Origin of the sequence: uncultured Nocardioides sp., from assembly GCF_947489365.1 — a bacterium.
Classification (GTDB): Bacteria; Actinomycetota; Actinomycetes; order Propionibacteriales; family Nocardioidaceae; genus Nocardioides.
The window spans coordinates 46,082-66,382 of sequence record NZ_CANLDB010000002.1 but is presented as its reverse complement, the minus strand read 5'-3'; the positions used below and the strand labels follow the sequence as shown (position 1 = coordinate 66,382).

21 protein-coding genes are annotated in these 20,301 nt (G+C 73.9%); 12 read left to right on the top strand and 9 right to left on the bottom strand.

The window, feature by feature from the left end; all coding sequences use genetic code 11:
* The first annotated feature begins 89 nt into the window (after nucleotides 1-89).
* Complete coding sequence (locus Q0858_RS05550; protein ID WP_299051864.1) at nucleotides 90-503, top strand: hypothetical protein; 414 nt, start codon at nucleotides 90-92, stop codon at nucleotides 501-503.
* On the top strand, nucleotides 500-904 hold the full coding sequence (locus Q0858_RS05545; protein ID WP_299051863.1) for a hypothetical protein: 405 nt from the start codon (nucleotides 500-502) through the stop codon (nucleotides 902-904). Before Q0858_RS05550 ends, Q0858_RS05545 begins: the two co-directional genes overlap by 4 nt.
* A 458-nt stretch (nucleotides 905-1,362) precedes the next feature.
* Here Q0858_RS05545 and Q0858_RS05540 read toward each other — a convergent pair whose 3' ends face one another.
* The gene (locus tag Q0858_RS05540; protein WP_299051862.1) at nucleotides 1,363-2,220 is read right to left on the bottom strand and encodes a hypothetical protein; all 858 of its coding nucleotides are present in this window, start codon (nucleotides 2,218-2,220) and stop codon (nucleotides 1,363-1,365) included.
* 433 nt (nucleotides 2,221-2,653) lie between these two features.
* Here Q0858_RS05540 and Q0858_RS05535 point away from each other — a divergent pair, with 433 nt between their 5' ends.
* Entirely contained in the window at nucleotides 2,654-4,282 is a 1,629-nt protein-coding gene (locus Q0858_RS05535; protein ID WP_299051861.1) for an Ada metal-binding domain-containing protein, read from the top strand.
* On the top strand, nucleotides 4,270-4,761 hold the full coding sequence (locus Q0858_RS05530) for a methylated-DNA--[protein]-cysteine S-methyltransferase (protein WP_299051860.1): 492 nt from the start codon (nucleotides 4,270-4,272) through the stop codon (nucleotides 4,759-4,761). The genes Q0858_RS05535 and Q0858_RS05530 overlap by 13 nt, the downstream gene beginning before the upstream one ends.
* A 178-nt stretch (nucleotides 4,762-4,939) precedes the next feature.
* Here the strand turns inward: Q0858_RS05530 and Q0858_RS05525 are convergent, their stop codons facing one another.
* Nucleotides 4,940-5,659 (bottom strand): IclR family transcriptional regulator, encoded by a 720-nt coding sequence (locus Q0858_RS05525; protein WP_240236629.1) that lies wholly within the window; start codon nucleotides 5,657-5,659, stop codon nucleotides 4,940-4,942.
* Between the two features lie 123 nt (nucleotides 5,660-5,782).
* On the opposite strand from Q0858_RS05525, the gene leuC reads away from it, so the two are divergent.
* The 4 genes from leuC to Q0858_RS05505 all read left to right on the top strand — a co-directional run bounded on the left by leuC (nucleotide 5,783) and on the right by Q0858_RS05505 (nucleotide 9,363).
* The gene (leuC, locus tag Q0858_RS05520) at nucleotides 5,783-7,204 is read left to right on the top strand and encodes a 3-isopropylmalate dehydratase large subunit (protein WP_299051859.1); all 1,422 of its coding nucleotides are present in this window, start codon (nucleotides 5,783-5,785) and stop codon (nucleotides 7,202-7,204) included.
* A 12-nt stretch (nucleotides 7,205-7,216) separates the two neighbouring features.
* Nucleotides 7,217-7,816, top strand: a complete 600-nt coding sequence (gene leuD / locus Q0858_RS05515; RefSeq protein WP_299051858.1) for a 3-isopropylmalate dehydratase small subunit — start codon at nucleotides 7,217-7,219, stop codon at nucleotides 7,814-7,816.
* Between the two features lie 47 nt (nucleotides 7,817-7,863).
* Nucleotides 7,864-8,463, top strand: coding sequence for a hypothetical protein (locus tag Q0858_RS05510; RefSeq protein ID WP_299051857.1), 600 nt, complete (start codon nucleotides 7,864-7,866; stop codon nucleotides 8,461-8,463).
* An 81-nt stretch (nucleotides 8,464-8,544) separates the two neighbouring features.
* A complete protein-coding gene (locus Q0858_RS05505) occupies nucleotides 8,545-9,363 on the top strand; it encodes an alpha/beta hydrolase (protein ID WP_299051856.1) in 819 nt (272 codons plus the stop codon).
* 7 nt (nucleotides 9,364-9,370) lie between these two features.
* On the opposite strand, the gene cofC is transcribed toward Q0858_RS05505, so the two are convergent.
* Nucleotides 9,371-10,009 (bottom strand): 2-phospho-L-lactate guanylyltransferase, encoded by a 639-nt coding sequence (gene cofC, locus Q0858_RS05500; protein WP_299051855.1) that lies wholly within the window; start codon nucleotides 10,007-10,009, stop codon nucleotides 9,371-9,373.
* Nucleotides 10,010-10,109: 100 nt separating this feature from the next.
* On the opposite strand from cofC, the gene Q0858_RS05495 reads away from it, so the two are divergent.
* Entirely contained in the window at nucleotides 10,110-10,901 is a 792-nt protein-coding gene (locus Q0858_RS05495) for a lysophospholipid acyltransferase family protein (RefSeq protein WP_299051854.1), read from the top strand.
* Entirely contained in the window at nucleotides 10,898-11,899 is a 1,002-nt protein-coding gene (locus Q0858_RS05490) for an NAD(P)H-dependent glycerol-3-phosphate dehydrogenase (protein WP_299051853.1), read from the top strand. Before Q0858_RS05495 ends, Q0858_RS05490 begins: the two co-directional genes overlap by 4 nt.
* 232 nt (nucleotides 11,900-12,131) lie before the next feature.
* Here Q0858_RS05490 and Q0858_RS05485 read toward each other — a convergent pair whose 3' ends face one another.
* On the bottom strand, nucleotides 12,132-13,226 hold the full coding sequence (locus Q0858_RS05485; RefSeq protein ID WP_299051852.1) for a PLP-dependent aspartate aminotransferase family protein: 1,095 nt from the start codon (nucleotides 13,224-13,226) through the stop codon (nucleotides 12,132-12,134).
* Nucleotides 13,227-13,264: 38 nt separating this feature from the next.
* Between Q0858_RS05485 and Q0858_RS05480 the strand changes: the two genes are divergently transcribed.
* Nucleotides 13,265-14,398, top strand: coding sequence for a D-alanine--D-alanine ligase family protein (locus Q0858_RS05480; RefSeq protein ID WP_299051851.1), 1,134 nt, complete (start codon nucleotides 13,265-13,267; stop codon nucleotides 14,396-14,398).
* Nucleotides 14,399-14,400: 2 nt separating this feature from the next.
* On the opposite strand, the gene Q0858_RS05475 is transcribed toward Q0858_RS05480, so the two are convergent.
* The 5 genes from Q0858_RS05475 to Q0858_RS05455 are packed head-to-tail and all read right to left on the bottom strand — an operon-like array spanning nucleotide 14,401 to nucleotide 18,626.
* Nucleotides 14,401-15,390 carry a zinc-binding dehydrogenase gene (locus Q0858_RS05475; RefSeq protein WP_299051850.1) on the bottom strand — a complete coding sequence of 330 codons (990 nt, stop codon included), beginning with the start codon at nucleotides 15,388-15,390 and terminating at the stop codon, nucleotides 14,401-14,403.
* A gap of 8 nt (nucleotides 15,391-15,398) precedes the next feature.
* On the bottom strand, nucleotides 15,399-15,758 hold the full coding sequence (locus Q0858_RS05470) for a hypothetical protein (protein ID WP_299051849.1): 360 nt from the start codon (nucleotides 15,756-15,758) through the stop codon (nucleotides 15,399-15,401).
* Nucleotides 15,755-16,618, bottom strand: a complete 864-nt coding sequence (locus tag Q0858_RS05465; RefSeq protein WP_299051848.1) for a hypothetical protein — start codon at nucleotides 16,616-16,618, stop codon at nucleotides 15,755-15,757. Before Q0858_RS05465 ends, Q0858_RS05470 begins: the two co-directional genes overlap by 4 nt.
* Nucleotides 16,618-17,451, bottom strand: coding sequence for a citryl-CoA lyase (locus tag Q0858_RS05460; RefSeq protein ID WP_299051847.1), 834 nt, complete (start codon nucleotides 17,449-17,451; stop codon nucleotides 16,618-16,620). Before Q0858_RS05460 ends, Q0858_RS05465 begins: the two co-directional genes overlap by 1 nt.
* A complete protein-coding gene (locus tag Q0858_RS05455) occupies nucleotides 17,448-18,626 on the bottom strand; it encodes a CaiB/BaiF CoA-transferase family protein (protein WP_299051846.1) in 1,179 nt (392 codons plus the stop codon). Before Q0858_RS05455 ends, Q0858_RS05460 begins: the two co-directional genes overlap by 4 nt.
* A 172-nt stretch (nucleotides 18,627-18,798) precedes the next feature.
* Between Q0858_RS05455 and Q0858_RS05450 the strand changes: the two genes are divergently transcribed.
* Nucleotides 18,799-20,274 carry an amidohydrolase family protein gene (locus Q0858_RS05450; RefSeq protein WP_299051845.1) on the top strand — a complete coding sequence of 492 codons (1,476 nt, stop codon included), beginning with the start codon at nucleotides 18,799-18,801 and terminating at the stop codon, nucleotides 20,272-20,274.
* The last annotated feature ends 27 nt before the right edge of the window (nucleotides 20,275-20,301 follow it).

Here is a 20,301-nt window from a genome sequence, read left to right as displayed (position 1 = left end):
CGCGCGGTTTCCGGCAGCACACCCCCGAACCTGTGCACACGAATGACAGGTCCCAGCACCTGTGGCACCCGAAAGGCACGCCCTCGGCGATGACCGGATCTGACCGCCCTCGTCCGGGCTGGGATCTCGCGCTGGCCTCCCTGCTGCTCGACGGCTCGACCCCGAACGCGGCCCAGGCCGCGAGCGTCACCGAGCGGACCGTCCGCAGGTGGCTCGCTGACGACGACTTCCGGGCGCTGTACCGAGCCCGCGCCCGGGCGGCTGCGGAGTCCGCGACCAGTGACCTCCTCTCGGCCCAGCGGGAGGCCGTGCAGGCGCTTCGTGAGGGCATGAGGTCCGGCTCCCCGGCAACTCGGGTCCGGGCCGCTCGCGCGGTCCTGGAGGTCGCCCAGCGCGTCACCGCCGACGAAATTGACCAGCGACTCACCGACCTCGAACGGAGGGCATCAGGATGGACCGACCCCGACGTCATCTCGCACGGCTCACGCGGCTGGAGCGCGTGACCGAGGCCGAGGTCCGTCGCCTCGACGAGCCACAGGTCTCGGACTGGTTCGCGACCCTCACCGACGCCGGCGCGCGGGAACTCGCCGGGCTTGCCCTCGTGGTGCTGCTCGCCGACGAGCCGACCGTCATGCCGCAGCCCTACGATTTGCACCGCTACGCCCGCGACCTCTCCCCACGGTGGGGCCACCTGATGCCCGACGACCTCACCGCCGAGGACGCGCGGCTCGCGGCGGGGTGGGTCCACGAGATCGACAAGGCGAAGGCCCAGACCGACGTCACGGTCGAGCACCTCCAGGCCCTCGCGCACCCGGGATACCGGCCATGGCCCCGGTGGTGGCCCCTGTTCCCGCCCGAGGATCCCGACGCGGGGGTCGAGGGTCGTTGTCTGAGAGGCGCGTGACGCCCCTGCGCCCCTCGCCCGGGACCGAGAGGGCGCGGGCGAGCCCCTAGGCTGAGGGGTCGTGCTCGTCGAGGCGGTCGCCCCGCCATAGAACTGCCACCCATGCACCGCACCGCCGACAGATGTAAGCCGCGCCGTCATCTAGCGCGTGGAGTGACCTGCGGGGCAACGATCGTCCGCAGCATCCGCACGATGTCAACTGATCATCCATCGCGCTGACAGTACGTCACCATCAGGTGAGCGACGGGTTGCTTTGTCGGAGCGACCGCGCGGCCCGCCAGCCAGGCACGCACGTCGCCGGGCGTCGGTCTCCCGTCTGCCTTCGCTGTGAACGCCCGCGCCGAGATCCCGGCCCAGAGCGGGGCCGGGATGCTGCGTGCTTTGTTCCTTGGGTCTCGCCCGAGGACACACCCGCCGGGCACCTGCCGGGCCGCTGGACGGCCGGGCAGGTGCCAGCGCTAGCCGATGCCCAGGGCTCCAGCGCCGAGAGCCGAGAGCAAGCCGCCGAGGGTGCCGGTCGTCGTGCTCTCGACCATCCTGTGCAGCAGCGCGGTCGCCCGCTGCGCTCTGGTCGGGTCTTGGCGCTGCTCGATCTCCGCGGCGTGCCGCTCGACCTCCTGAGCGTCGACGCCCTGGAGGGTGAGCGCCGGCAACGCTTCCCTGACCGCCCCCGCGAACTGGACGGCCTGCTCGTGGTTGAAGGTCGACAGGTTCGCGGTCGCGTTGCTGCCGTCCCCGATGGCCGCAGCGACGCTGTTCCCTGAGCCGGAGATGTGGAACACCTGCCCGCCTGTCGGCCCGCTGCCACCGAGGAACGCGGCCACGTCGCCTCCGTCGTCGAGGCACTCCCTGCCCAGGTCTGTCGTCCACAGCACCTGTGCCGTGCCGCCCGCAGTCTTGACGAGGCCCCGCTCCGCGAGGAACTCCGCGGCCTCGCGGGTCTCCTGCCCAGTGAAGGGCTTCAGGTCCGGGGCGGCGTCGAACGTGGACCGCCGGACGCGCGCGTGGGGATTGTCGGCCCCCTGTTCGTCCGTCCAGCGGAGCAACAGGTCGCGGCAGAGCCGACGCCGTAGGCCCCGGTCGTTCCGGCGAGCGAGCATGGCCTCCACCTCGCTATGACCGTCCGCGGTGAGGTCGTGCCCGTTGCGGCCGTCGCTGACGATCAGGCCCCGGTCTTCGAGGCCCGTGATCGTTCGCAGCACGTTGTCGTACCCCAGGTCGTCCTGGAGGTCGAGCGGGACCGCTGTGTGGTCGTCAACGTGGTCGTACAGGTACTCCAGGACGCGCATGTCCAGATCGTCCTGAGAGGTCGTCATGTGGTTCTCCTGCCAAGAGAGGGAGCCACAACCTACGCGCGGGCACCGACACCGCCGTGGGGTCGCTCTCTGGCTCCCAGGGACGGCCTCAGGGGCCCGCCGGGGCCGGGCGAGCCTCCGGGCCTCACTGAGGCCGCACACAGGCCGCACGAGGCCGCAAGAGGCCGCGAGATCGAGTGAGACCGAATGAGACCTCCCGGAGTGGCATCGCCGCAGGTCAGGTCAAGAGTTCGGGGTGTTCGTGCAGGTCAGGTGAGGGGCAGCGACAGGCCGAGGCTTGCCCTCTCAAGGCGGTAGCGCCGGTTCGAATCCGGTCGGGGGTACACACCCAGCAGGCCCGGTCACCACGACCGGGCCTGCTGCCTTTCCCGGCATGCACGGCCGTGTCCGAAACCCGCCAGAAGCTGTCGGTGGCGCGGGGCAGGATGGGGTCATGACCACCGCCCCCGCCGCGCCGGGCGACCTCGACCCCGGGGCCTGCTACCGCGCCGCGGCCAGCCGCGACCGCCGCTTCGACGGCGTGTTCTGGGTCGGGGTCACGAGCACCGGCATCTACTGCCGCCCCTCCTGCCCGGCGCGCACCCCGGCCCCGCGCAACATGACCTTCCACCGCAGCGCCGCCGCGGCGCAGACCGCCGGCTTCCGGGCGTGCAAGCGCTGCCTGCCGGACGCCGTCCCGGGCGACCCGGAGTGGGACCTCGCCGGGGACGTCGCCGGGCGGGCCATGCGGCTCATCGCGGACGGCGTGGTCGACCGGGAGGGCGTCGAGGGGCTCGCCGACCGTCTCGGGTTCACGCCCCGCCACCTCGGGAGGGTGCTCGGCGACCGCTTGGGCGCCGGACCGCTGGCCCTGGCCCGTGCCCGCCGGGCCCAGACCGCGCGGACCCTGCTCGAGACCACCGACCTGTCCCTCGCGGACGTCGCGTTCGCGGCGGGGTTCGCGAGCGTGCGCCAGTTCAACGACACCGTGCGGGAGGTGTACGACACCACCCCCGGTGACCTGCGCCGCCGCCGCGCCGCGGCGGCAGGCCCCACGACGCCGGGGGAGGTCCGGCTCCGCGTCCCGGTGCGGACGCCGTACGCCGGGCTGGCCGTGTGGCGCTTCCTGGCCGCCCACGTGGTCGCGGGCGTCGAGACGACCACCCCGGGGACCGAGGGGGCCGAGGGGGCCGAGGGGGCCGAGGGGGCCGAGGGGGCCGAGGGGGCCGGCGGTGCCGAGGGGGCGACGTACGCCCGGACGTTGCGGCTGCCCCACGGCCCGGGGACCCTCCGGGTCCGCCTGCGCGACCTCCCCGGCCCGGGGGTCGGCCAGGTCGAGGCCTGGCTGCGGCTGACGGACCTGCGCGACCTGCCCGCCGCCACGGCACGCACGCGACGGCTGCTCGACGCGGACGCCGACCCGCTCGCCGCCGACGCCACCCTCGGCGCCGACCCCGTCCTGGGTCCCCTCGTCGCGCGACAGCCCGGTCTGCGGGTCCCCGGCCAGGTCGACGGCTCCGAGACGGCCCTGCGCACCGTCGTCGGCCAGCAGGTCAACCTGGCCGGCGCCCGGACGGTGCTGGGGCGCCTCGTGGCCGCGCACGGCGAGACGGTGAGCACCGACGAGCCCGGCCTCACCCATCTGTTCCCGTCGCCGGAGACCCTCGCCGCCGTCGACCCCGGGACGCTGCCGATGCCCCGCGCCCGCGGCCGTGCGCTCGTCGGACTGGCGGCCGCCCTGGACGACGGCAGCGTCGACCTCGAGGGCGGCACCGCGCGGGCCGACGTGCGCGCCGCGATGGTCGCCCTGCCCGGCATCGGTCCCTGGACCGCCGACTACGTCGCCATCCGCGCCCTGGGCCACCCGGACGTGTTCCTGCCCGGCGACCTGGCCGTCCGCAACGCCCTGCGCGACCTCGGCCACCCCTGCGACGCGAAGGGCGCCGCCGCGATCGCGGAGGCCTGGCGACCCTGGCGCTCCGTCGCGCTGCTGCACCTGTGGCACACCGTGGTCGACCCGATGTTCCCGAGCCCACAGCCACCCCCGTCCGAGCGTCCCGAGGAGGACCCGTGTGGACCGTGATCGACACCCCCATCGACCCGTTGCGCATCGTCGCGTCCGACACCGCCGTGCGCGCGATCGAGTTCAGCCCGTTCGGTGACCCGCCCGGCGGTCTCGAGCTCGGGGACCGCGCCGACGACCACCCGGTCCTCGTGGAGGCCGCCCGGCAGCTCGCCGCCTACTTCGCGGGGGACCTGAAGGACTTCGACCTGCCCCTCGACCCCGTCGGCACCGACTTCCAGCGCCGGGTGTGGACCGAGCTGAGCCGCATCGGCTACGGCGAGACCGCGTCGTACGGCGAGGTCGCGAAGCGGCTGGGTCTCGTCGCCGGCGCCTCGCGGGCGGTCGGTGCGGCGAACGGCCGCAACCCGATCCCGGTCGTCGTGCCCTGCCACCGCGTCATCGGCGCCAACGGCACCCTCACCGGCTTCGCAGGTGGCATCGAGCGCAAGCGGACCCTGCTCGACCTGGAGACCGGCGGCGGCTCGGCGTTGTTCTGAGGCTCGCTGGGCGGGGTGGCTCGGTGGGCGGGGTGCCGCGGCGCCCCGCGGCGGCTCACCACGCTAGGCAGGTGAGCCGATGCTTGGCGCGGTGAGCTCGCCGCGCTACCCGTCGGCTCGCCCACCTGGCGTGGTGAGCGGCCATGACGCGGCGTGGCCCCGGACGACCGCGAGGCGGCTACTCCGCCTGGCGTCGCAGGGACTCGCTGAGCCGTTCGGCGGCGGCGAGGACGGCGGGGGCGTGCATGCGGCCGGGCTGCCGCGAGAGGCGCTCGAGCGGGCCGGAGACCGACACGGCGGCGATCGTCTTGCCGCCGGGGGAGCGGACGGGTGCCGAGACCGAGGCGACGCCCTGCTCGCGCTCGCCGACGGACTGGGCCCAGCCACGGCGGCGGATGCCCGACAGCGCGGTGGCGGAGTACGCCGCGTTCTGCAGGCCGCGGTGCATCCGCTCGGGGTCCTCCCAGGCGAGGAGGACCTGCGCGGCGGAGCCGGCGCGCATCGTCAGCTGGGAGCCGACGGGGATCGTGTCGCGCAGGCCGCTGGGGCGCTCGGCTGCGGCGACGCAGACGCGCTGCTCGCCCTGGCGGCGCCACAGCTGGGCGGACTCGCCGGTGATGTCGCGCAGACGCGCGAGCACGGGGCCGGCGGCGGCGAGGAGGCGGTCCTCGCCGGCGGCCGCCGAGAGCTCGGCCAGGCGGGGGCCGAGCACGAAGCGGCCCTGCATGTCCCGGGCCACGAGCCGGTGGTGCTCCAGCGCCACCGCGAGGCGGTGCGCCGTCGGTCGGGCCAGGCCCGTCCCGGCCACCAGGCCGGCCAGCGTGGCCGGTCCGCTCTCGAGCGCGGCGAGCACCACCGCGGCCTTGTCGAGGACCCCCACACCGCTTCCGCTGTCCATATGGCAATACTGCAGTCTCAGATCCTGGGACGCAAGCGTACGGTGATGCGCGACGCTGGAACCGCGGGATCCGCGGCCCGACGACACGACACGAGGCCCCTGCACGGGGAGCATGGAGGAGACATGGGCAGGACACTGGCCGAGAAGGTCTGGGACGAGCACGTCGTCCGCACGGCACCCGGAGAGCCGGACCTGCTCTACATCGACCTCCACCTCATCCACGAGGTCACCTCGCCCCAGGCGTTCGAGGGCCTCCGCCTGAACGACCGCACCGTGCGCCGTCCCGACCTCACCCTCGCGACCGAGGACCACAACGTCCCCACCCTCGACTGGGACAAGCCGATCGCCGACCCCGTCTCCCGCACCCAGGTCGAGACGCTGCGCAGGAACGCCGAGGAGTTCGGCGTCCGCCTGCACGCCCTGGGCGACAAGGACCAGGGGATCGTCCACATCATCGGCCCGCAGCTGGGCCTCACCCAGCCCGGCATGACCATCGTCTGCGGCGACTCCCACACCTCGACCCACGGCGCGTTCGGCGCCCTCGCGTTCGGGATCGGCACCTCCGAGGTCGAGCACGTGCTCGCCACGCAGACCCTCATGCAGACCCGGCCGAAGACGATGGCCGTGACCGTGAACGGCTCGCTCCCGGACGGCGTCACCGCCAAGGACCTGGTCCTCACCCTCATCACCCACACCGGCACCGGCGGCGGGCAGGGCTACATCGTCGAGTACCGCGGACCCGCCATCGAGGAGCTCTCGATGGAGGGCCGGATGACGATCTGCAACATGTCGATCGAGTGGGGCGCGAAGGCCGGGATGATCGCCCCCGACCAGACCACCTTCGACTACCTCGCCGACAAGCCCGAGGCGCCCCAGGGCGCCGACTGGGACGCCGCCGTCGAGCACTGGCGCAGCCTCGTCACCGACGACGACGCGACGTACGACGAGGAGATCGTCCTCGACGCCTCCACTATGACGCCGTTCGTCACCTGGGGCACCAACCCCGGCCAGGGCGTGCCACTCGGCGAGGCCGTGCCCGACCCCGCCTCGTTCGACGAGCCCGGCGACCGCGTCGCAGCCGAGAAGGCGCTGGAGTACATGGCGCTCACCGCCGGCACCCCGATGCGCGAGGTGAAGGTCGACACCGTCTTCGTCGGCTCCTGCACCAACGGCCGCCTCGAGGACCTGCGCCTCGCCGCCGAGGTCATCAAGGGCCGCACGGTCGACCCCGACACCCGCCTGCTCGTCGTCCCCGGCTCCGCCAAGGTCCGCCTGCAGGCCGAGGACGAGGGCCTCGACGTGATCTTCAAGGAGGCCGGCGCCGAGTGGCGCGGCGCGGGCTGCTCGATGTGCCTTGGCATGAACCCCGACCAGCTCGCCCCCGGCGAGCGCAGCGCCTCGACGTCCAACCGCAACTTCGAGGGCCGCCAGGGCAAGGGCGGTCGCACGCACCTCGTCTCCGTGCCCGTGGCCGCCGCGACCGCCGTCCGCGGCACGCTGTCGAGCCCCGCGGACCTGCCCGAGCTCACCCCGACCGACGCCTGAGAGGGACCACCGATGGACGCGTTCACCACCCACACCGGCGTCGGCGTCCCGCTGCGCCGCAGCAACGTCGACACCGACCAGATCATCCCCGCCCACTACCTGAAGCGGGTCAGCCGCGACGGGTTCGAGGACGGCCTGTTCGCCGCTTGGCGCGACAACCCCGACTTCGTGCTCAACCGCGACGAGTTCTCCGGCGGCTCGGTGCTCGTCGCCGGGCCCGACTTCGGGACCGGCTCCTCCCGTGAGCACGCCGTCTGGGCCCTGCAGAACTACGGCTTCCGCGCCGTCATCTCGCCGCGCTTCGGCGACATCTTCCGGGGCAACGCGGGCAAGGCCGGCCTGCTCGCCGCGCAGGTCGACGACAAGGTCGTCAGCCGGCTGTGGGACCTCCTGGAGGACAAGCCGGGCGCGGTCGTCACCGTCGACCTCGAGTCGCGCACCGTGCGCGCGGGCGAGGGCACCGACGCGATCGAGGACTCCTTCGACATCGACGACTACACCCGCTGGCGGCTGCTCGAGGGCCTCGACGACATCGGGATCACGCTCGGGCACGCGGACGACATCACGGCGTACGAGGAGAAGCGGCCGAGCTTCAAGCCCGCCACGCTCTGACGCGTCGCCTGAGGCCCCCGCGGGAGGAGGGGTGGCAGGCTGCCGGGATGGACGCGCCGGTCTACGTCGTCACGGACATCGAGGTCGACGGGCCGTGGCCCGGGCCGCACTCGATGCGGTCCTTCGCCTCGGTCGCGGTCAGCGCCGACGGGGAGGTCCACGGGGAGTTCACCGCCGTCCTCGAGCCGCTCCCCGGCGCCCAGCCGAACCCTGACACGTACGCCTGGTTCCAGACCGTGCCCGAGGCGTGGGCGGCGGCGACGCGCGACCCCCGGCCGGTGCCCGAGGTGATGGCGGCGTACGTCGCCTTCGTCCGGGCCCTCGACGGGCCGCGGCACTTCGTGGCCTCACCGCTGGGGTTCGACGGGGGCTGGATCGACCACTACCTGCGGCGGTTCACGTCGTACGGGGTGTGCCAGGGCCCGTACGAGACCGACCGGTTGTTCGACGGCCCCGGCGTGTGCCTGCACAGCTTCGCCTGCGGCGTGGTCGGGGGCGACCCCGCCGACTTCTCCGTGCACCGCCTGCCCCGCGCGTGGTTCGGCGAGGTCCCCCACACGCACGCGGCCGTGGACGACGCCCGCGGCTACGCCCACCTGCTGGTCGAGGTCCTGCGCCGCCGCGCGGAGCACCCTCCCACCATGTGAGACGTGGGGGAAGAGTGCATGGTCCGCCGTCGTTCTGGTGACTGTCTTGCACACGAGACGTTCCCGACGGAAAGGTGCACCATGCCCGAGATCGAGACCAACGGCATCACCCTCAGCTACGAGGACACCGGCGGCTCCGGCCGTCCCGTCGTCCTGATCCACGGCTGGCCCCTCTCGGGCGCCTCGTGGTCGGAGCAGGCCCCCGCGCTGACCTCCGCCGGCTACCGCGTCATCAGCTACGACCGCCGCGGGTTCGGCGCCTCGGAGAAGCCCGAGACCGGCTACGACTACGACACGTTCGCCGCGGACCTGGACGGCCTGCTGACCGGCCTCGACGTCTCCGACGCGACGCTGGTCGGCTTCTCGATGGGTGGCGGCGAGGTCGCCCGGTACCTCTCGACGTACGGCGAGGACCGCGTCCGGTCCGCCGTGCTCGCGGCGGCCGTCCCGCCGTACCTGCTGAAGAGCGACGACAACCCCGACGGCGGGCTGCCCGAGGAGGGCATCCACGACTTCGAGCAGTCGGTCACCACCGACCGCGAGGGCTTCCTCGACGGGTTCGTGACGAACTTCTTCACCGCCGGCGACGAGCTGAAGGTCACCGAGGAGCAGCGTCAGGAGGCCCTCGAGCTGGCCAAGCCGGCCCGCGACGAGGCCGTCCTGCTCTGCATCAACGCCTTCGGTCGCACCGACTTCCGCGAGGACCTGACCAAGATCACCGTTCCGGTGCTCGTGCTCCACGGCGACTCCGACGGCGTGGTGCCCTTCGAGGCCTCCGGCGAGCGGTCCGTGGCTGCGCTGAGCAACGCCTCGGTGCACGTGGTCAAGGGTGGCCCGCACGGGTTCAACGTGTCGCACTCCGAGGAGTTCAACGAGGCCCTGGTGGGCTTCCTGGGCTGACGCCCCGCTAGATCTCCAGTCGCGCGACGGCCGCGGCGCTGTGGGCCCCGAGCCCCAGCGCCGCGGCCGTCCGCACGTCGGCGGCCGTGTCGACGTCGCGGCGCAGGCCCGCGAGGACCCCGCCGAGCGGCGTCGCGCCGGCGGCCGTGTGGGCGACGGCCGAGCCGCCGCCGAACCGCGGCGCGAACCCGTCGTACGACGGCGCGGCGTACAGCGTGGTGCCGACCCCGTCGGCGTCGACGACGTACGACGGCCCGTCGACGTCCTCCGCCGCCGCGAGGGCCTCGTCGAGGTCGGCCGGGCGCAGCGCCGGCAGGTCGGCGCACAGGGCGACGGGGCGCAGGTCGGGCCAGCGGCGCCGTGCCTCCGCCGCGGCCTGCACCAGCGAGCCGTTCAGGTCGCCGCCCACGCCGTCCGGCACGACGCGGCAGCCGAGCATGGCGAACCGGTCCGCGAACCGGGCGTCGTCGGTGACCGCCAGCACGACGGCGACCCGGGAGGCGAGGCGGGCAGCGCTCGCCGTGTCGAGCGCGAAGGCCGTCGCCAGCTCGCGCCGGGCCTCGTCGGGCAGCGCCAGCCGGCTCTTGCCGACCGACGGGGGCTTGGCCGGGACCAGGCAGACCCAGCCGCCGCTCGCACCGCTCACCGGCCGCATTCTTCCAGTACCGACCAGTAGGCTGCTGCCGGCGTACCCGCGGTCCGCGGGACGTCCGAGACGGATGGTGGTGCGACGCGGGGGGAGCAGGGTGGCGGTCCGGCCGAAGTACCAGCGCAAGGGCTGGGCGCTCCTCGTGGGCGGCGCGATCATCAAGGCGGCGCTGCTGACCTTCACCCGGCACACCTGGGTGCACGGCGAGCGGATCCCCGCCCGCGGCGGCTGCGTCATCGCGCTGAACCACCTCAGCCACGTCGACCCCCTCGTCGCGGCCCACATCGTCTGGGACCACGGCCGCCTGCCGCGCTACCTCGCCAAGGACGGGCTGTTCCGCAACCGGTTCCTGGGCGCCCTGATGCGCAACGCCCGCCAGATCCCGGTCAGCAGGGACGGCGCCGCCGCGGCGGACGCGTTCGGCGCCGCGGTCGAGGCGGTCGAGGCCGGCGAGTGCGTGGTGGTCTACCCCGAGGGCACGCTGACCCGCGACCCCGGCCTGTGGCCCATGCTCGGCCGCACCGGCGCCGCCCGCATCGCGCTGCGCACCGGCTGCCCCGTCATCCCCATCGGCCAGTGGGGCGCGCAGGACCTGCTGGCGCCGTACGCGACGAGGCCGCGGCTGCTGCCCCGCACCCGGGTGACGCTGCGGGTCGGCGAGCCCGTCGACCTCTCGGCGTACGCCGACCGCCCGCTCGACGCCCGGACGCTCGTCGAGGCGACCGAGACGATCATGACCGCGATCACCGGACTGGTCGCCGAGATCCGGGGCGAGCAGCCCCCGGCGGAGCGGTTCGACCCGCGCCGGGCGGGCCTGCCGGCCCACGGCAACCCGCACACCGACGACGACGCAGCCGGCGGCAGCCGGGGAACAGGTGGGGCGCGATGAGCAAGGTGGCGGTCTTCGGGGCGGGCTCGTGGGGGACGGCGTTCTCCGTCGTCCTCGCCGACGCCGGCAACGACGTGTCGATCTGGGGGCGCCGCGAGGAGCTGTGCGCCGAGATCAACGAGCGTCGGGAGAACGCCGAGTACATGCCCGGCGTCGAGCTCCCGCCCAGCATCGAGGCGACCCATGACCCGGAGAAGGCCGCGGCCGGCGCCGACGTCGTCGTGCTCGCCGTCCCGTCGCAGCGGCTGCGGGAGAACCTCGTCGACTGGGCCGGCGCCCTGCCGGGCGACGCCGTCCTGGTGTCGCTGATGAAGGGCGTCGAGCTCGGCAGCCTGCGCCGGATGAGCGAGGTCATCACCGACGTCACCGGCGCCGGTCCGGAGCGCATCGCCGTCGTCTCGGGCCCCAACCTCGCCCGCCCCATCGCGTCGCGTGAGCCCGCCGCCTCGGTCGTCGCCTGCACCGACGAGGACGTCGCGCGGGGCCTCCAGGGTCTCGTCCACACCCGCGCGTTCCGGCCGTACACCTCGACGGACGTCGTCGGCTGCGAGGTCGGCGGCGCCTACAAGAACGTCGTCGCCCTCAGCGTCGGGATGGCCGTCGGCCTCGGCTTCGGCGACAACACGACCGCGTCGGTGATCACCCGCGGCCTCGCCGAGACCGCGCGTCTGGCGGGGGCGCTGGGCGCCCAGCAGCTCACCCTGATGGGCCTGGCGGGGCTCGGCGACCTCGTCGCCACCTGCTCCTCGCCGCTGTCGCGGAACCGGACGTTCGGCGAGAAGCTCGGTCAGGGGATGAGCGTCGACGAGATCGTCGCCTCCACCCGTCAGGTCGCGGAGGGCGCCAAGTCCTGCGCCTCGATCCTCGCGCTGTCGCGCGAGCACGGCGTCGACGCCCCGATCGCCGAGGCCGTCAGCGCCGTCCTCGCCGGCCACATCACCCCGATCGACATGGTCAACGCCTTCATCGCCCGCGACACCAAGGCCGAGACCGACTGACGCCGAGTCGGCCCGGACGTGCCCTCGGTGGGGCGCGAGTCGGCCCGAAGGTGCCCCCTGGGGGACGCGAGTCGGCCCGAACGTGTACGGCCGGGCCGACTCGGTCGTCGTACGGCGTGCGTTCGGGCCGACTCGGCGGTCGCACGGCGTGCGTTCGGGCCGACTGGGCGGTCGTACGGGGTGCGTTCGGGCCGACTGGGCGGTCGTACGGGGTGCGTTCGGGCCGACTCGGCTAGGAGTGGGCGGCGTCGAGGGCCTGGGCGAGGTCGTCCCAGAGGTCCTCGACGTCCTCGATGCCGACCGACAGGCGCAGCAGGCCCTCGGGGATGGTCTCGGGCTCGGAGCGCCAGCGACGACGCCGCTCGAGGGTGGACTCCAGGCCGCCCAGCGAGGTGGCGTAGACCCACAGCCCGGTCGAGTGCTGCACGAGGTCGGCGCGGGGCCCGGAGTCGAGGACGAGGGCGAGCATCCCACCGAAGCCCGGGTAGCGGACCTCGACCACGTCGTCGCGGTCGGAGAGGCGCCGGACCAGCTCCTGGGCGGTGGCCTGGGCGCGCTCGACGCGGAGCGGCAGCGTCCGCAGGCCGCGCAGCGCGAGCCACGCCTCGAGGGTCCCGGGGGTGTTGCCGTACGAGTCACGACGCTGCTTCAGGACGCCGTACAGCTGCTCGTCGGCGACCACGACGGCGCCCATGAGCAGGTCGGAGTGGCCGCCGATGTACTTGGTCACCGAGTGCAGCACGATGTCGGCGCCGAGCTCGAGCGGACGCTGCAGCACCGGGGTCGCGAACGTGTTGTCGACGACCAGCCGCGCTCCCGCGGCGTGGGCCGCCTCCGCGATCGCCGGCAGGTCCGCGACCTCCATGGCCGGGTTGGTGGGGGACTCCATCCAGACCAGGGCGGCGTCCTCGCAGGCCGCGGCGACCGCGGCGGTGTCGGTGACGTCGACCAGGCGCGCCTTCAGCCGGCCGCGCAGCTCGAGGTCGCCCAGCTGCGTGAGCGAGCCGAGGTAGGCGTGCCGCGGGGCGACGACGACCTCTCCGTGGCCGACGAGGTCCAGCAGGGTCGCCACGGCGGAGAGGCCGCTCGGGTAGGCCAGGCAGCGCCCGCCCTCCAGGCCGCCGAGCGCCGCCTCGAACGCCGACCAGGTCGGGTTCACGTAGCGCCCGTACTCCCGCTCGCCCCCCGCGGCGTACACCGACGCCATCGTGATCGGCTCGTTGAACGGCTGGTCCGGGTCGTGGGCGGGTCGACCCAGGCGAGCGGCGCGGGTGGCCATCCGGGTCCGGGACAGGTCGACGGGGGTCTGCAGGTCGTCGCGGTCCATGCGGCCAGCCTCCCACGAGCCCCGATAGGGTCCCGACGATGCCTCAGGACGACGCCACGACCCCACCCGGCCCGACCGCGGGCCGCCGTACCCGCGTCGCGGTGGTGTTCGGTGGCCGCTCCGGTGAGCACTCCATCTCGTGCATCTCGGCCGGCTCCGTGATCGCGGCCCTTGACCCCGGGCGGTACGACGTCGTACCGGTCGGGATCGCCACCGACGGCCGCTGGGTGCTGGAGTCCGCCGACCCCTCACGTCTCGCGCTCGGCCCCGGCGGCGAGCTCCCGCGGGTGAGCAGCGACGCGGAGGTCGCCCTCGTCCCCGGCCAGGGCCTCGTCGCCGCCGACCCCGCGCAGGTGCCCGGCGTCCTCGGCGAGGTCGACGTCGTCATCCCCGTCATGCACGGCCCGTGGGGCCAGGACGGCACCCTGCAGGGCCTGCTCGAGATGGCCGGTGTCCGGTACGTCGGCGCCGGGGTGCTCTCGAGCGCGGTCGGCACCGACAAGCACGTGATGAAGCAGCTGTTCCGCGCCGCCGGGCTGCCGGTCCTGCCGTGGGTCGTCGTCCGCCCCCGCGCGTGGGAGCGCGACGCGGCCGCCGTGCGCGCCGAGGTCGACGCCCTGGGCTACCCGGTCTTCGTGAAGCCGGCCCGCGCCGGCTCGAGCCACGGCATCACCCGCGTCGGCTCGCCGTCCGAGCTCGACGCCGCGATCGCCGAGGCCGCTCGGCACGACCCGAAGGTGCTCGTCGAGGCCGCGGCCGAGGGTGCCCGCGAGATCGAGGTCGGCGTCCTCGACAGCCTGGACGGCGGTGCGCCGCAGGTCAGCGTGCCCGCCGAGATCCTCGTCGGCGAGGGCCACGAGTTCTACGACTTCGAGGCCAAGTACCTCGAGGAGAGCTTCGCCGTCCCCGCCGACGTGGACGACGACCTGCGCGCCGAGATCACCGACCTGGCCCGGCGCGCCTTCGAGGCCCTCGAGGTCGAGGGGCTGGCCCGCGTCGACTTCTTCGTGCTGCCCGACGGCTCCGTGATCGTCAACGAGGTCGAGACCATGCCCGGGTTCACGTCGTTGTCGATGTTCCCCCGCATGTGGGCCGCGACCGGGCTCGACTACCCGGCCCTGCTCGACCGGCTCGTCGAGCTCGCGCTCACCCGCTCCACCGGCCTGCGCTGAGGTCAGGGGGCCAGCACGACGCGCGAGCCTGCGGTGCCGTCGCCGACGGCCGCCCAGGCGCGCGGCCCCTCCGCGAGCGGCACCACCTCGTGGGCGACCCGGACCTCGCCGCGCCCGGCCAGGTCGAGCATCGCGCGCAGGCCCTCGTCGCGCTCGGAGGCCGACAGGGCGTTGTTCGTGTGGCCGAGGACGACGGCGGACCGGCTGCGCAGCAGCGCGGAGCCGAGCGTCGCCGTCTCCCCGGCGGCGCTGCCGAGGTTGACCAGCCGGCCGCCCGGCGAGATCGCCGCCAGCGCGGCCTCGGCGGGTGCGCCCCACACCGGGTCCACGACCACGTCGAGCCGGCCGCCGCAGGCCTCGGCCAGGCGCGCAGCGACCTCGCCCACCGGACCCGTGGTGTCGACGACGACGTCGGCCCCGGCGGCGCGCGCCCGGTCGGCCGCCGTCCCCGGGCGGCACCCCGCGACGACGCGGGCGGCGCCCAGCGACCGGGCCGCCCCCAGAGCGGCCTGGCCGACGGCGCCCCCCGCGCCCAGCACGAGGACGTGCTCGCCCGCCGCGAGGCGCGCCCGCAGCACGAGGCACGCCCAGGCGGCCACCGCGGAAAGGCCCAGCGCCGCCACCGTCGCGTCGTCGGGGGAACCGTCGGGTGCGTCGGAGGTCGGCAACGGGGTGACCGCACCGTCCGGGACGACGACCCTCTCGGCGTGCGCGCCGTCGCCGGGCGCCATCCCCGCCGTGGTGGACACGAACACCCGCGACCCGACCAGGTGGGCCGCGGACGCCTCGACCACCCCGACGCCCTGCACCCCCGGCACGTACGGCGTCGCCGGCGCCCCGAAGTACGACGTCCCCGACGCGCACAGCAGGTCGAGCGGCACCACCGGGGCGGCCGTCAGGCGCACCAGGGTCGTGCCCGGGCCGGACGTCGGCTCGGGGCGGGTGTCGACGACGGGTGGCTGACCCGGGGAGACCACGACGAGGGCGCGCACCAGTGCGCCTAGGTGGAGATGTCGGGGTAGGGGAGCGTCACGTGGGCGAGCGCGGCGCCGTACGCCCGCTGGTACTCCATCGGCCCGTGGTCGCGCTCGAACATCGCGATGAACAGCGTGAGCGTGAGGAACGGGTGGGCGCCCATGCCGAACAGTGCGACGTGGTCGTGGGTCCGCAGCGCCTCGCGCTCGTCGTCGGTGAACGCCAGCCACGTCGACTGCTCGCCGGTGGTGGCGCCCAGGATCCGGTTGGCCATCTCGGCCTCCCACCACTCCACGAGCCCCACCGGGTCGGTGCGGTAGCGCTCGACGAGCTCGGGGTCGCGGTCGACGGTGAAGAGGAACTTGTCGAGCAGGTACCTGCTCATCGGGGGTCACCTCCGGGATACCAGGTGAAGTAGGCCTCCATGGTGTGGAACAGGTCGAGCGAGTCCACGTGGTCGGCGGCCACGCCGTCGCCGGCGGCGCCCATCATCAGCATGAAGTCCATGAAGCCGTGGGTGGCGTTGCCCGGCAGGTGGAGGCTGTCGAGGGTGACCTCCTCGAGGCACCCGGTGAGGTCTCCCCGGGCGATCCAGTCCACCGCGCGCCGGTCGAACTCCGGGTCCGGGCCCTGGGGCCCGAACTGACGGGGACCGCCGAGCTCGAGCGACAGGTGGCCGGTGCCGATGATGGCCACGCGCTGGTCCGACGGCCAGGACTCGACCATGGTGCGGATCTGCTTGCCGAGCTCGACGAAGCGCCACGGCGGCGGCAGCGGCGGGGCGAAGATGTTGGTGTAGATCGGCACGATCGGCAGGTCGGCCTCGGGCCGCAGCGTGATGATCGGGCAGGTGATCGAGTGGTCGATCCGCAGCTCGTTGCTGAAGGCCAGGTCGAACCCGGAGTCGAGGCCCTGCCGCAGGATGTGCGCGGAGAGCTGCTCCTCGCCCGCGAGGTGGAGCCGGGGGAGCCCGAACTCGCGCTCCTCGTTGTACCAGTTGGCGTCGTACGCCGGCGCCTTGCCGACGAGGAACTGCGGCATGTTGTCGAGCCACAGCTGGTGGAAGTGGTCGCTGCCGACCATGACCAGGACGTCGGGCCGTGCGGCCGTCAGCGTCTCGCGGAAGCGCTCGATCTTCTCGACCCACGCGTCGGCGAACGGCGGCCGGTCGTCCCCGGTCGCCGTGCTCGCGCGGTAGTAGAAGGGGTGGTGCGTCGACGCGATGACCGCGCACACGGTCGCCATCAGGCCTCCTCGGTCTCGGGCGTAACGTCGGGGTCGACGTACACCGCGTTGCGGTCGATCGCCAGGTAGGCGTCCATGCCGATCGGACGGCGGCGCTCCTCGGCGATCTGGCCGAGCAGCCCGGCGGCCCGGGCGAGCAGGGCGAAGCCGCGCAGCATCTCGACGGGCAGGCCGAGGTCGGCCAGCGCGGCGCCGCACACCCCGGCACCGTTGAGCGGCAGCCGGCGTCCCAGGACCTGCTCGTGGGTGCGCCCGACCGCCTCGAACAGGCGCAGGTGCGGCCCGCGCAGGCCCTCCTCCTCGGCGATGCGCAGCAGCACCGGGGTGCGGGGGTCGCCCTGCTTGTGGACCGGGTGGCCGATGCCCGGCACGAAGCGGCCGGCGTCCTTGGTCCGTCGTACGGCGGCCAGCGCGAGGGCGTCCCACGCGTCGGTGTCGTCGGCGTCCGCCGGGGCGTCCTCGTCGTCCAGGACGGCGTGCAGCCACTGCCCGCAGTCCTCGGTCACCCCCAGGAAGCGGGAGCCACCGCCGAGGAGGCCCGCGGCCAGCGCCCCCTGCAGGGAGTCCGGCGCCGACAGGTAGGTCAGCCGGGCGGCGATCGCGGTCGGCGTGAAGCCGTGGTCCGCGAGCGCCACCAGCACCGCCTCCAGCACCCGGACCTCGCCGGGGGAGGGCCGGCGCATGGCCACCAGCCAGAAGGCGAGCTCGCCGAAGCCGACCTCGCCCATCAGCTCGGCGGTCAGGTCGTGGCCCAGCAGTCGGATCTCGTCGGCGCTGGAGGTCCCCAGCGAGGTGGGGAACTGCAGGCGGGTCTGCTCGGGGGAGTCGCTCACGGGCTGTCCTCCTCGAGCCACGCCCGGATCTCGGCGCCGTGCTGGTCGAGGCCCGGGGGTGGCAGGACGTAGTCGGGTGGGGTCTCGGAGAAGCGGATGGGGTGGCGGACCGACGGGACCATGGCCTCGCCCTCGCCGACCTCGACCACGGGGTCCAGGCCCACCGAGGTCGCGAACGCGACGCCGGCGTCGACCGAGTTGATCGGCCCGCAGGGGACGCCGGCGGCGATGATGTCGGTGAACCAGTCGTCGGCGCTGCGCGTCGCGAGCCGCTCGACGAGCAGCGGACGCAGCTCGTCGCGGTGGGCGTTGCGGGCCTCGTTGCGCGCGAACCGCTCGTCGTCGGCGAGCCCGGGGACCCCGAGCACCTCGACCAGCTTCCGGAACTGCCCGTCGTTGCCCGCGGTGACGATGAGGTCCTTGTCGCGGCAGGGGAGCGGTTCGTAGGGGAAGAGGCTCGGGTGGCTGTTGCCCATCCGGTGCGGCACCGTGCCGCCGGCGACGTACGCCGAGGTCTGGTTGACCATCCCCGACAGCGCGGAGGCCATGAGGTTGACCTCCACGTGCTGTCCCCGGCCCGTCTCGTGGCGCTTCTCGAGCGCGGCCAGCGCACCGATGGTGGCGTGCATCCCGGCCATCACGTCGAAGACCGAGATGCCCGCCCGGTACGGCGCCCCGTCGGGCGACCCGGTCAGGCTCATCAACCCCGAGATCGCCTGCACGATCAGGTCGTAGCCCGGCAGCTTCGCTCCCTCCGCGCTGCTGCCGAACCCGCTGATCGAGGCGTAGACGATCCCGGGGTTGGTGGCCGCCACCGAGTCGTAGTCGAGGCCGTACTTCGCCAGCCCTCCCGGGCGGAAGTTCTCCAGCATGACGTCCGCCCGCGCGGCGAGCCGCTGCCCGACGGCGACGTCGTCCGGGTTCTTCAGGTCGAGCGCGATCGAGCGCTTGTTGCGGTTGACCCCGAGGTAGTAGGTGCCGACCGTCGTCCCGGTGGCGTCGGTGCGGACCGGCGGCACCCAGCTGCGGGTGTCGTCGCCGCCCGGGCTCTCGACCTTCACGACCTCCGCCCCCAGGTCGGCCAGCAGCATCGAGGCGTACGGCCCCGCCAGGATGCGGGAGAAGTCGGCCACCAGCAGCCCGGCCAGGGGCCCGCTGCGCTCCGGGGTCGTCATCGTGGCCTCCGCCTGGTCGTTCCGTGGTCTGCGGACACCTGTACGCAGCATCACCCCGTCGTGCTGACCCTTGTCAGAGGGCCGTTGACAGCCCGAGGTGACGACGGCCACAGTGGCAACTCCCGAGCCGACCGTCAAGCGGACAGTCGTCCGCACTTCCGGAGGATGCCCCATGAGCCAGCCCGTCAGCCCCGACAGCGCCGTCCTCCTGCGCGGCGGCACCGTCGTCACCATGGACGCCGGGCGCCGCGTGCTGCACGGCGCCGACGTCCTGGTCGTCGGTGACCGCGTCGCCGAGGTGGGCCACGACCTCCAGGCACCCGCGGGCGCGACCGAGGTCGACGCCTCGGGCGGCCTGGTGATGCCCGGCATGATCGACACCCACCGCCACATGTGGCAGACCGCCATGCGCGGGTACGGCGCCGACTGGTCCCTGACCCAGTACTTCGTCTGGTACTACCTCGAGCACGGCCGTCGCTTCCGGCCGCAGGACGTGCACGCCGGCAACACGCTGTCCGCCTGGGACGCGCTCGAGGCCGGGGTCACCACGACCGTCGACTGGTCGCACGGGCTGCAGTCCGTCGAGCACGCCGAGGCCGCGGCGCAGGCGCTGGAGGCGGTCCCCGGCCGGTTCGTGCTGGCGTACGGCAACATCGCGGCGGCCCCGTGGGAGTGGACGACGCAGCCCGACGTCCAGGACTTCCTGCGCCGCACCCGCGACCGCGGGCGCCTCGGCGTCCAGCTCGCGTTCGACGTCACCGGTGACCCGGAGTTCCCCGAGAGGGCGGCCTTCGAGGTGGCCCGCGACCTCGACGTCCCGGTCACCACGCACGCCGGCGTCTGGGGCGCCACGAACGACGACGGCATCCGGCTGATGCACGACCACGGCTTCGCCGGGCCCGACACCGTGTACGTCCACGCCGCGACGCTCACCAGCGACTCCTACCACCGCATCGCCGCCAGCGGCGGCTCGATCTCGGTGTCCACCGAGTCCGAGCAGAGCGCCGGGCAGGGCTACCCGCCCACCTGGCAGGTCCGCCGCCACGGCATCGACGTCTCCCTGTCCCACGACACGAGCGTGTGGTGGAGCGCCGACCTGTTCAGCGCGATGCGGACCACGCTGGGCGCCGACCGGTCGCGCGAGCACCTCGAGGCCCACGCCGAGGGCGACACCGTCACCCAGCTCCACCTGCGCGCCGAGCAGGTCGTGGAGTGGGCGACCCTCGGCGGCGCGAAGGCCCTGGGCCGCGACGACCTCGGCAGCATCGAGGCGGGCAAGACCGCCGACCTGGTGCTGCTGAAGAACGAGCACTCGGCGTACTCGTTCCCGCTGCTCAACCCCTACGGCCACATCGCCTTCCAGGCCCAGCGCGGCGACGTCCACACCGTGCTGGTCGGTGGCCGGGTCGTGAAGTCGGAGCACCGCCTCGTCGGCGCGGACCTCGCGGCCGTCCGGCGCGACGTCGAGGCCACCGTGGAGCACCTGCGCTCCGAGATGGGCGAGGACGTCTGGGCGGCCGGCATGGACCCGGCGATGCCGGACGACGACGGCGCGGTGCTCGACAACCCGTACCAGTACACGCAGTTCAAGTCCGACGCCACGCACGGCGCACGGGGCACCATCTTCGGGGAGCCGACCGGGTCCTGAGCCGAGGGCTAGACGGACGGCCGGTCG

Excerpts from the sequence above, each read along its gene's own strand:
- Q0858_RS05550 (WP_299051864.1), top strand. The coding sequence starts at position 90 with ATGACCGGATCTGACCGCCCTCGTCCGGGCTGGGATCTCGCGCTGGCC.
- Q0858_RS05540 (WP_299051862.1), bottom strand. The coding sequence starts at position 2,220 with ATGACGACCTCTCAGGACGATCTGGACATGCGCGTCCTGGAGTACCTG.
- Q0858_RS05535 (WP_299051861.1), top strand. The coding sequence starts at position 2,654 with ATGACCACCGCCCCCGCCGCGCCGGGCGACCTCGACCCCGGGGCCTGC.
- Q0858_RS05525 (WP_240236629.1), bottom strand. The coding sequence starts at position 5,659 with ATGGACAGCGGAAGCGGTGTGGGGGTCCTCGACAAGGCCGCGGTGGTG.
- leuC (WP_299051859.1), top strand. The coding sequence starts at position 5,783 with ATGGGCAGGACACTGGCCGAGAAGGTCTGGGACGAGCACGTCGTCCGC.
- leuD (WP_299051858.1), top strand. The coding sequence starts at position 7,217 with ATGGACGCGTTCACCACCCACACCGGCGTCGGCGTCCCGCTGCGCCGC.
- Q0858_RS05510 (WP_299051857.1), top strand. The coding sequence starts at position 7,864 with ATGGACGCGCCGGTCTACGTCGTCACGGACATCGAGGTCGACGGGCCG.
- Q0858_RS05505 (WP_299051856.1), top strand. The coding sequence starts at position 8,545 with ATGCCCGAGATCGAGACCAACGGCATCACCCTCAGCTACGAGGACACC.
- Q0858_RS05490 (WP_299051853.1), top strand. The coding sequence starts at position 10,898 with ATGAGCAAGGTGGCGGTCTTCGGGGCGGGCTCGTGGGGGACGGCGTTC.
- Q0858_RS05485 (WP_299051852.1), bottom strand. The coding sequence starts at position 13,226 with ATGGACCGCGACGACCTGCAGACCCCCGTCGACCTGTCCCGGACCCGG.
- Q0858_RS05480 (WP_299051851.1), top strand. The coding sequence starts at position 13,265 with ATGCCTCAGGACGACGCCACGACCCCACCCGGCCCGACCGCGGGCCGC.
- Q0858_RS05470 (WP_299051849.1), bottom strand. The coding sequence starts at position 15,758 with ATGAGCAGGTACCTGCTCGACAAGTTCCTCTTCACCGTCGACCGCGAC.
- Q0858_RS05465 (WP_299051848.1), bottom strand. The coding sequence starts at position 16,618 with ATGGCGACCGTGTGCGCGGTCATCGCGTCGACGCACCACCCCTTCTAC.
- Q0858_RS05455 (WP_299051846.1), bottom strand. The coding sequence starts at position 18,626 with ATGACGACCCCGGAGCGCAGCGGGCCCCTGGCCGGGCTGCTGGTGGCC.
- Q0858_RS05450 (WP_299051845.1), top strand. The coding sequence starts at position 18,799 with ATGAGCCAGCCCGTCAGCCCCGACAGCGCCGTCCTCCTGCGCGGCGGC.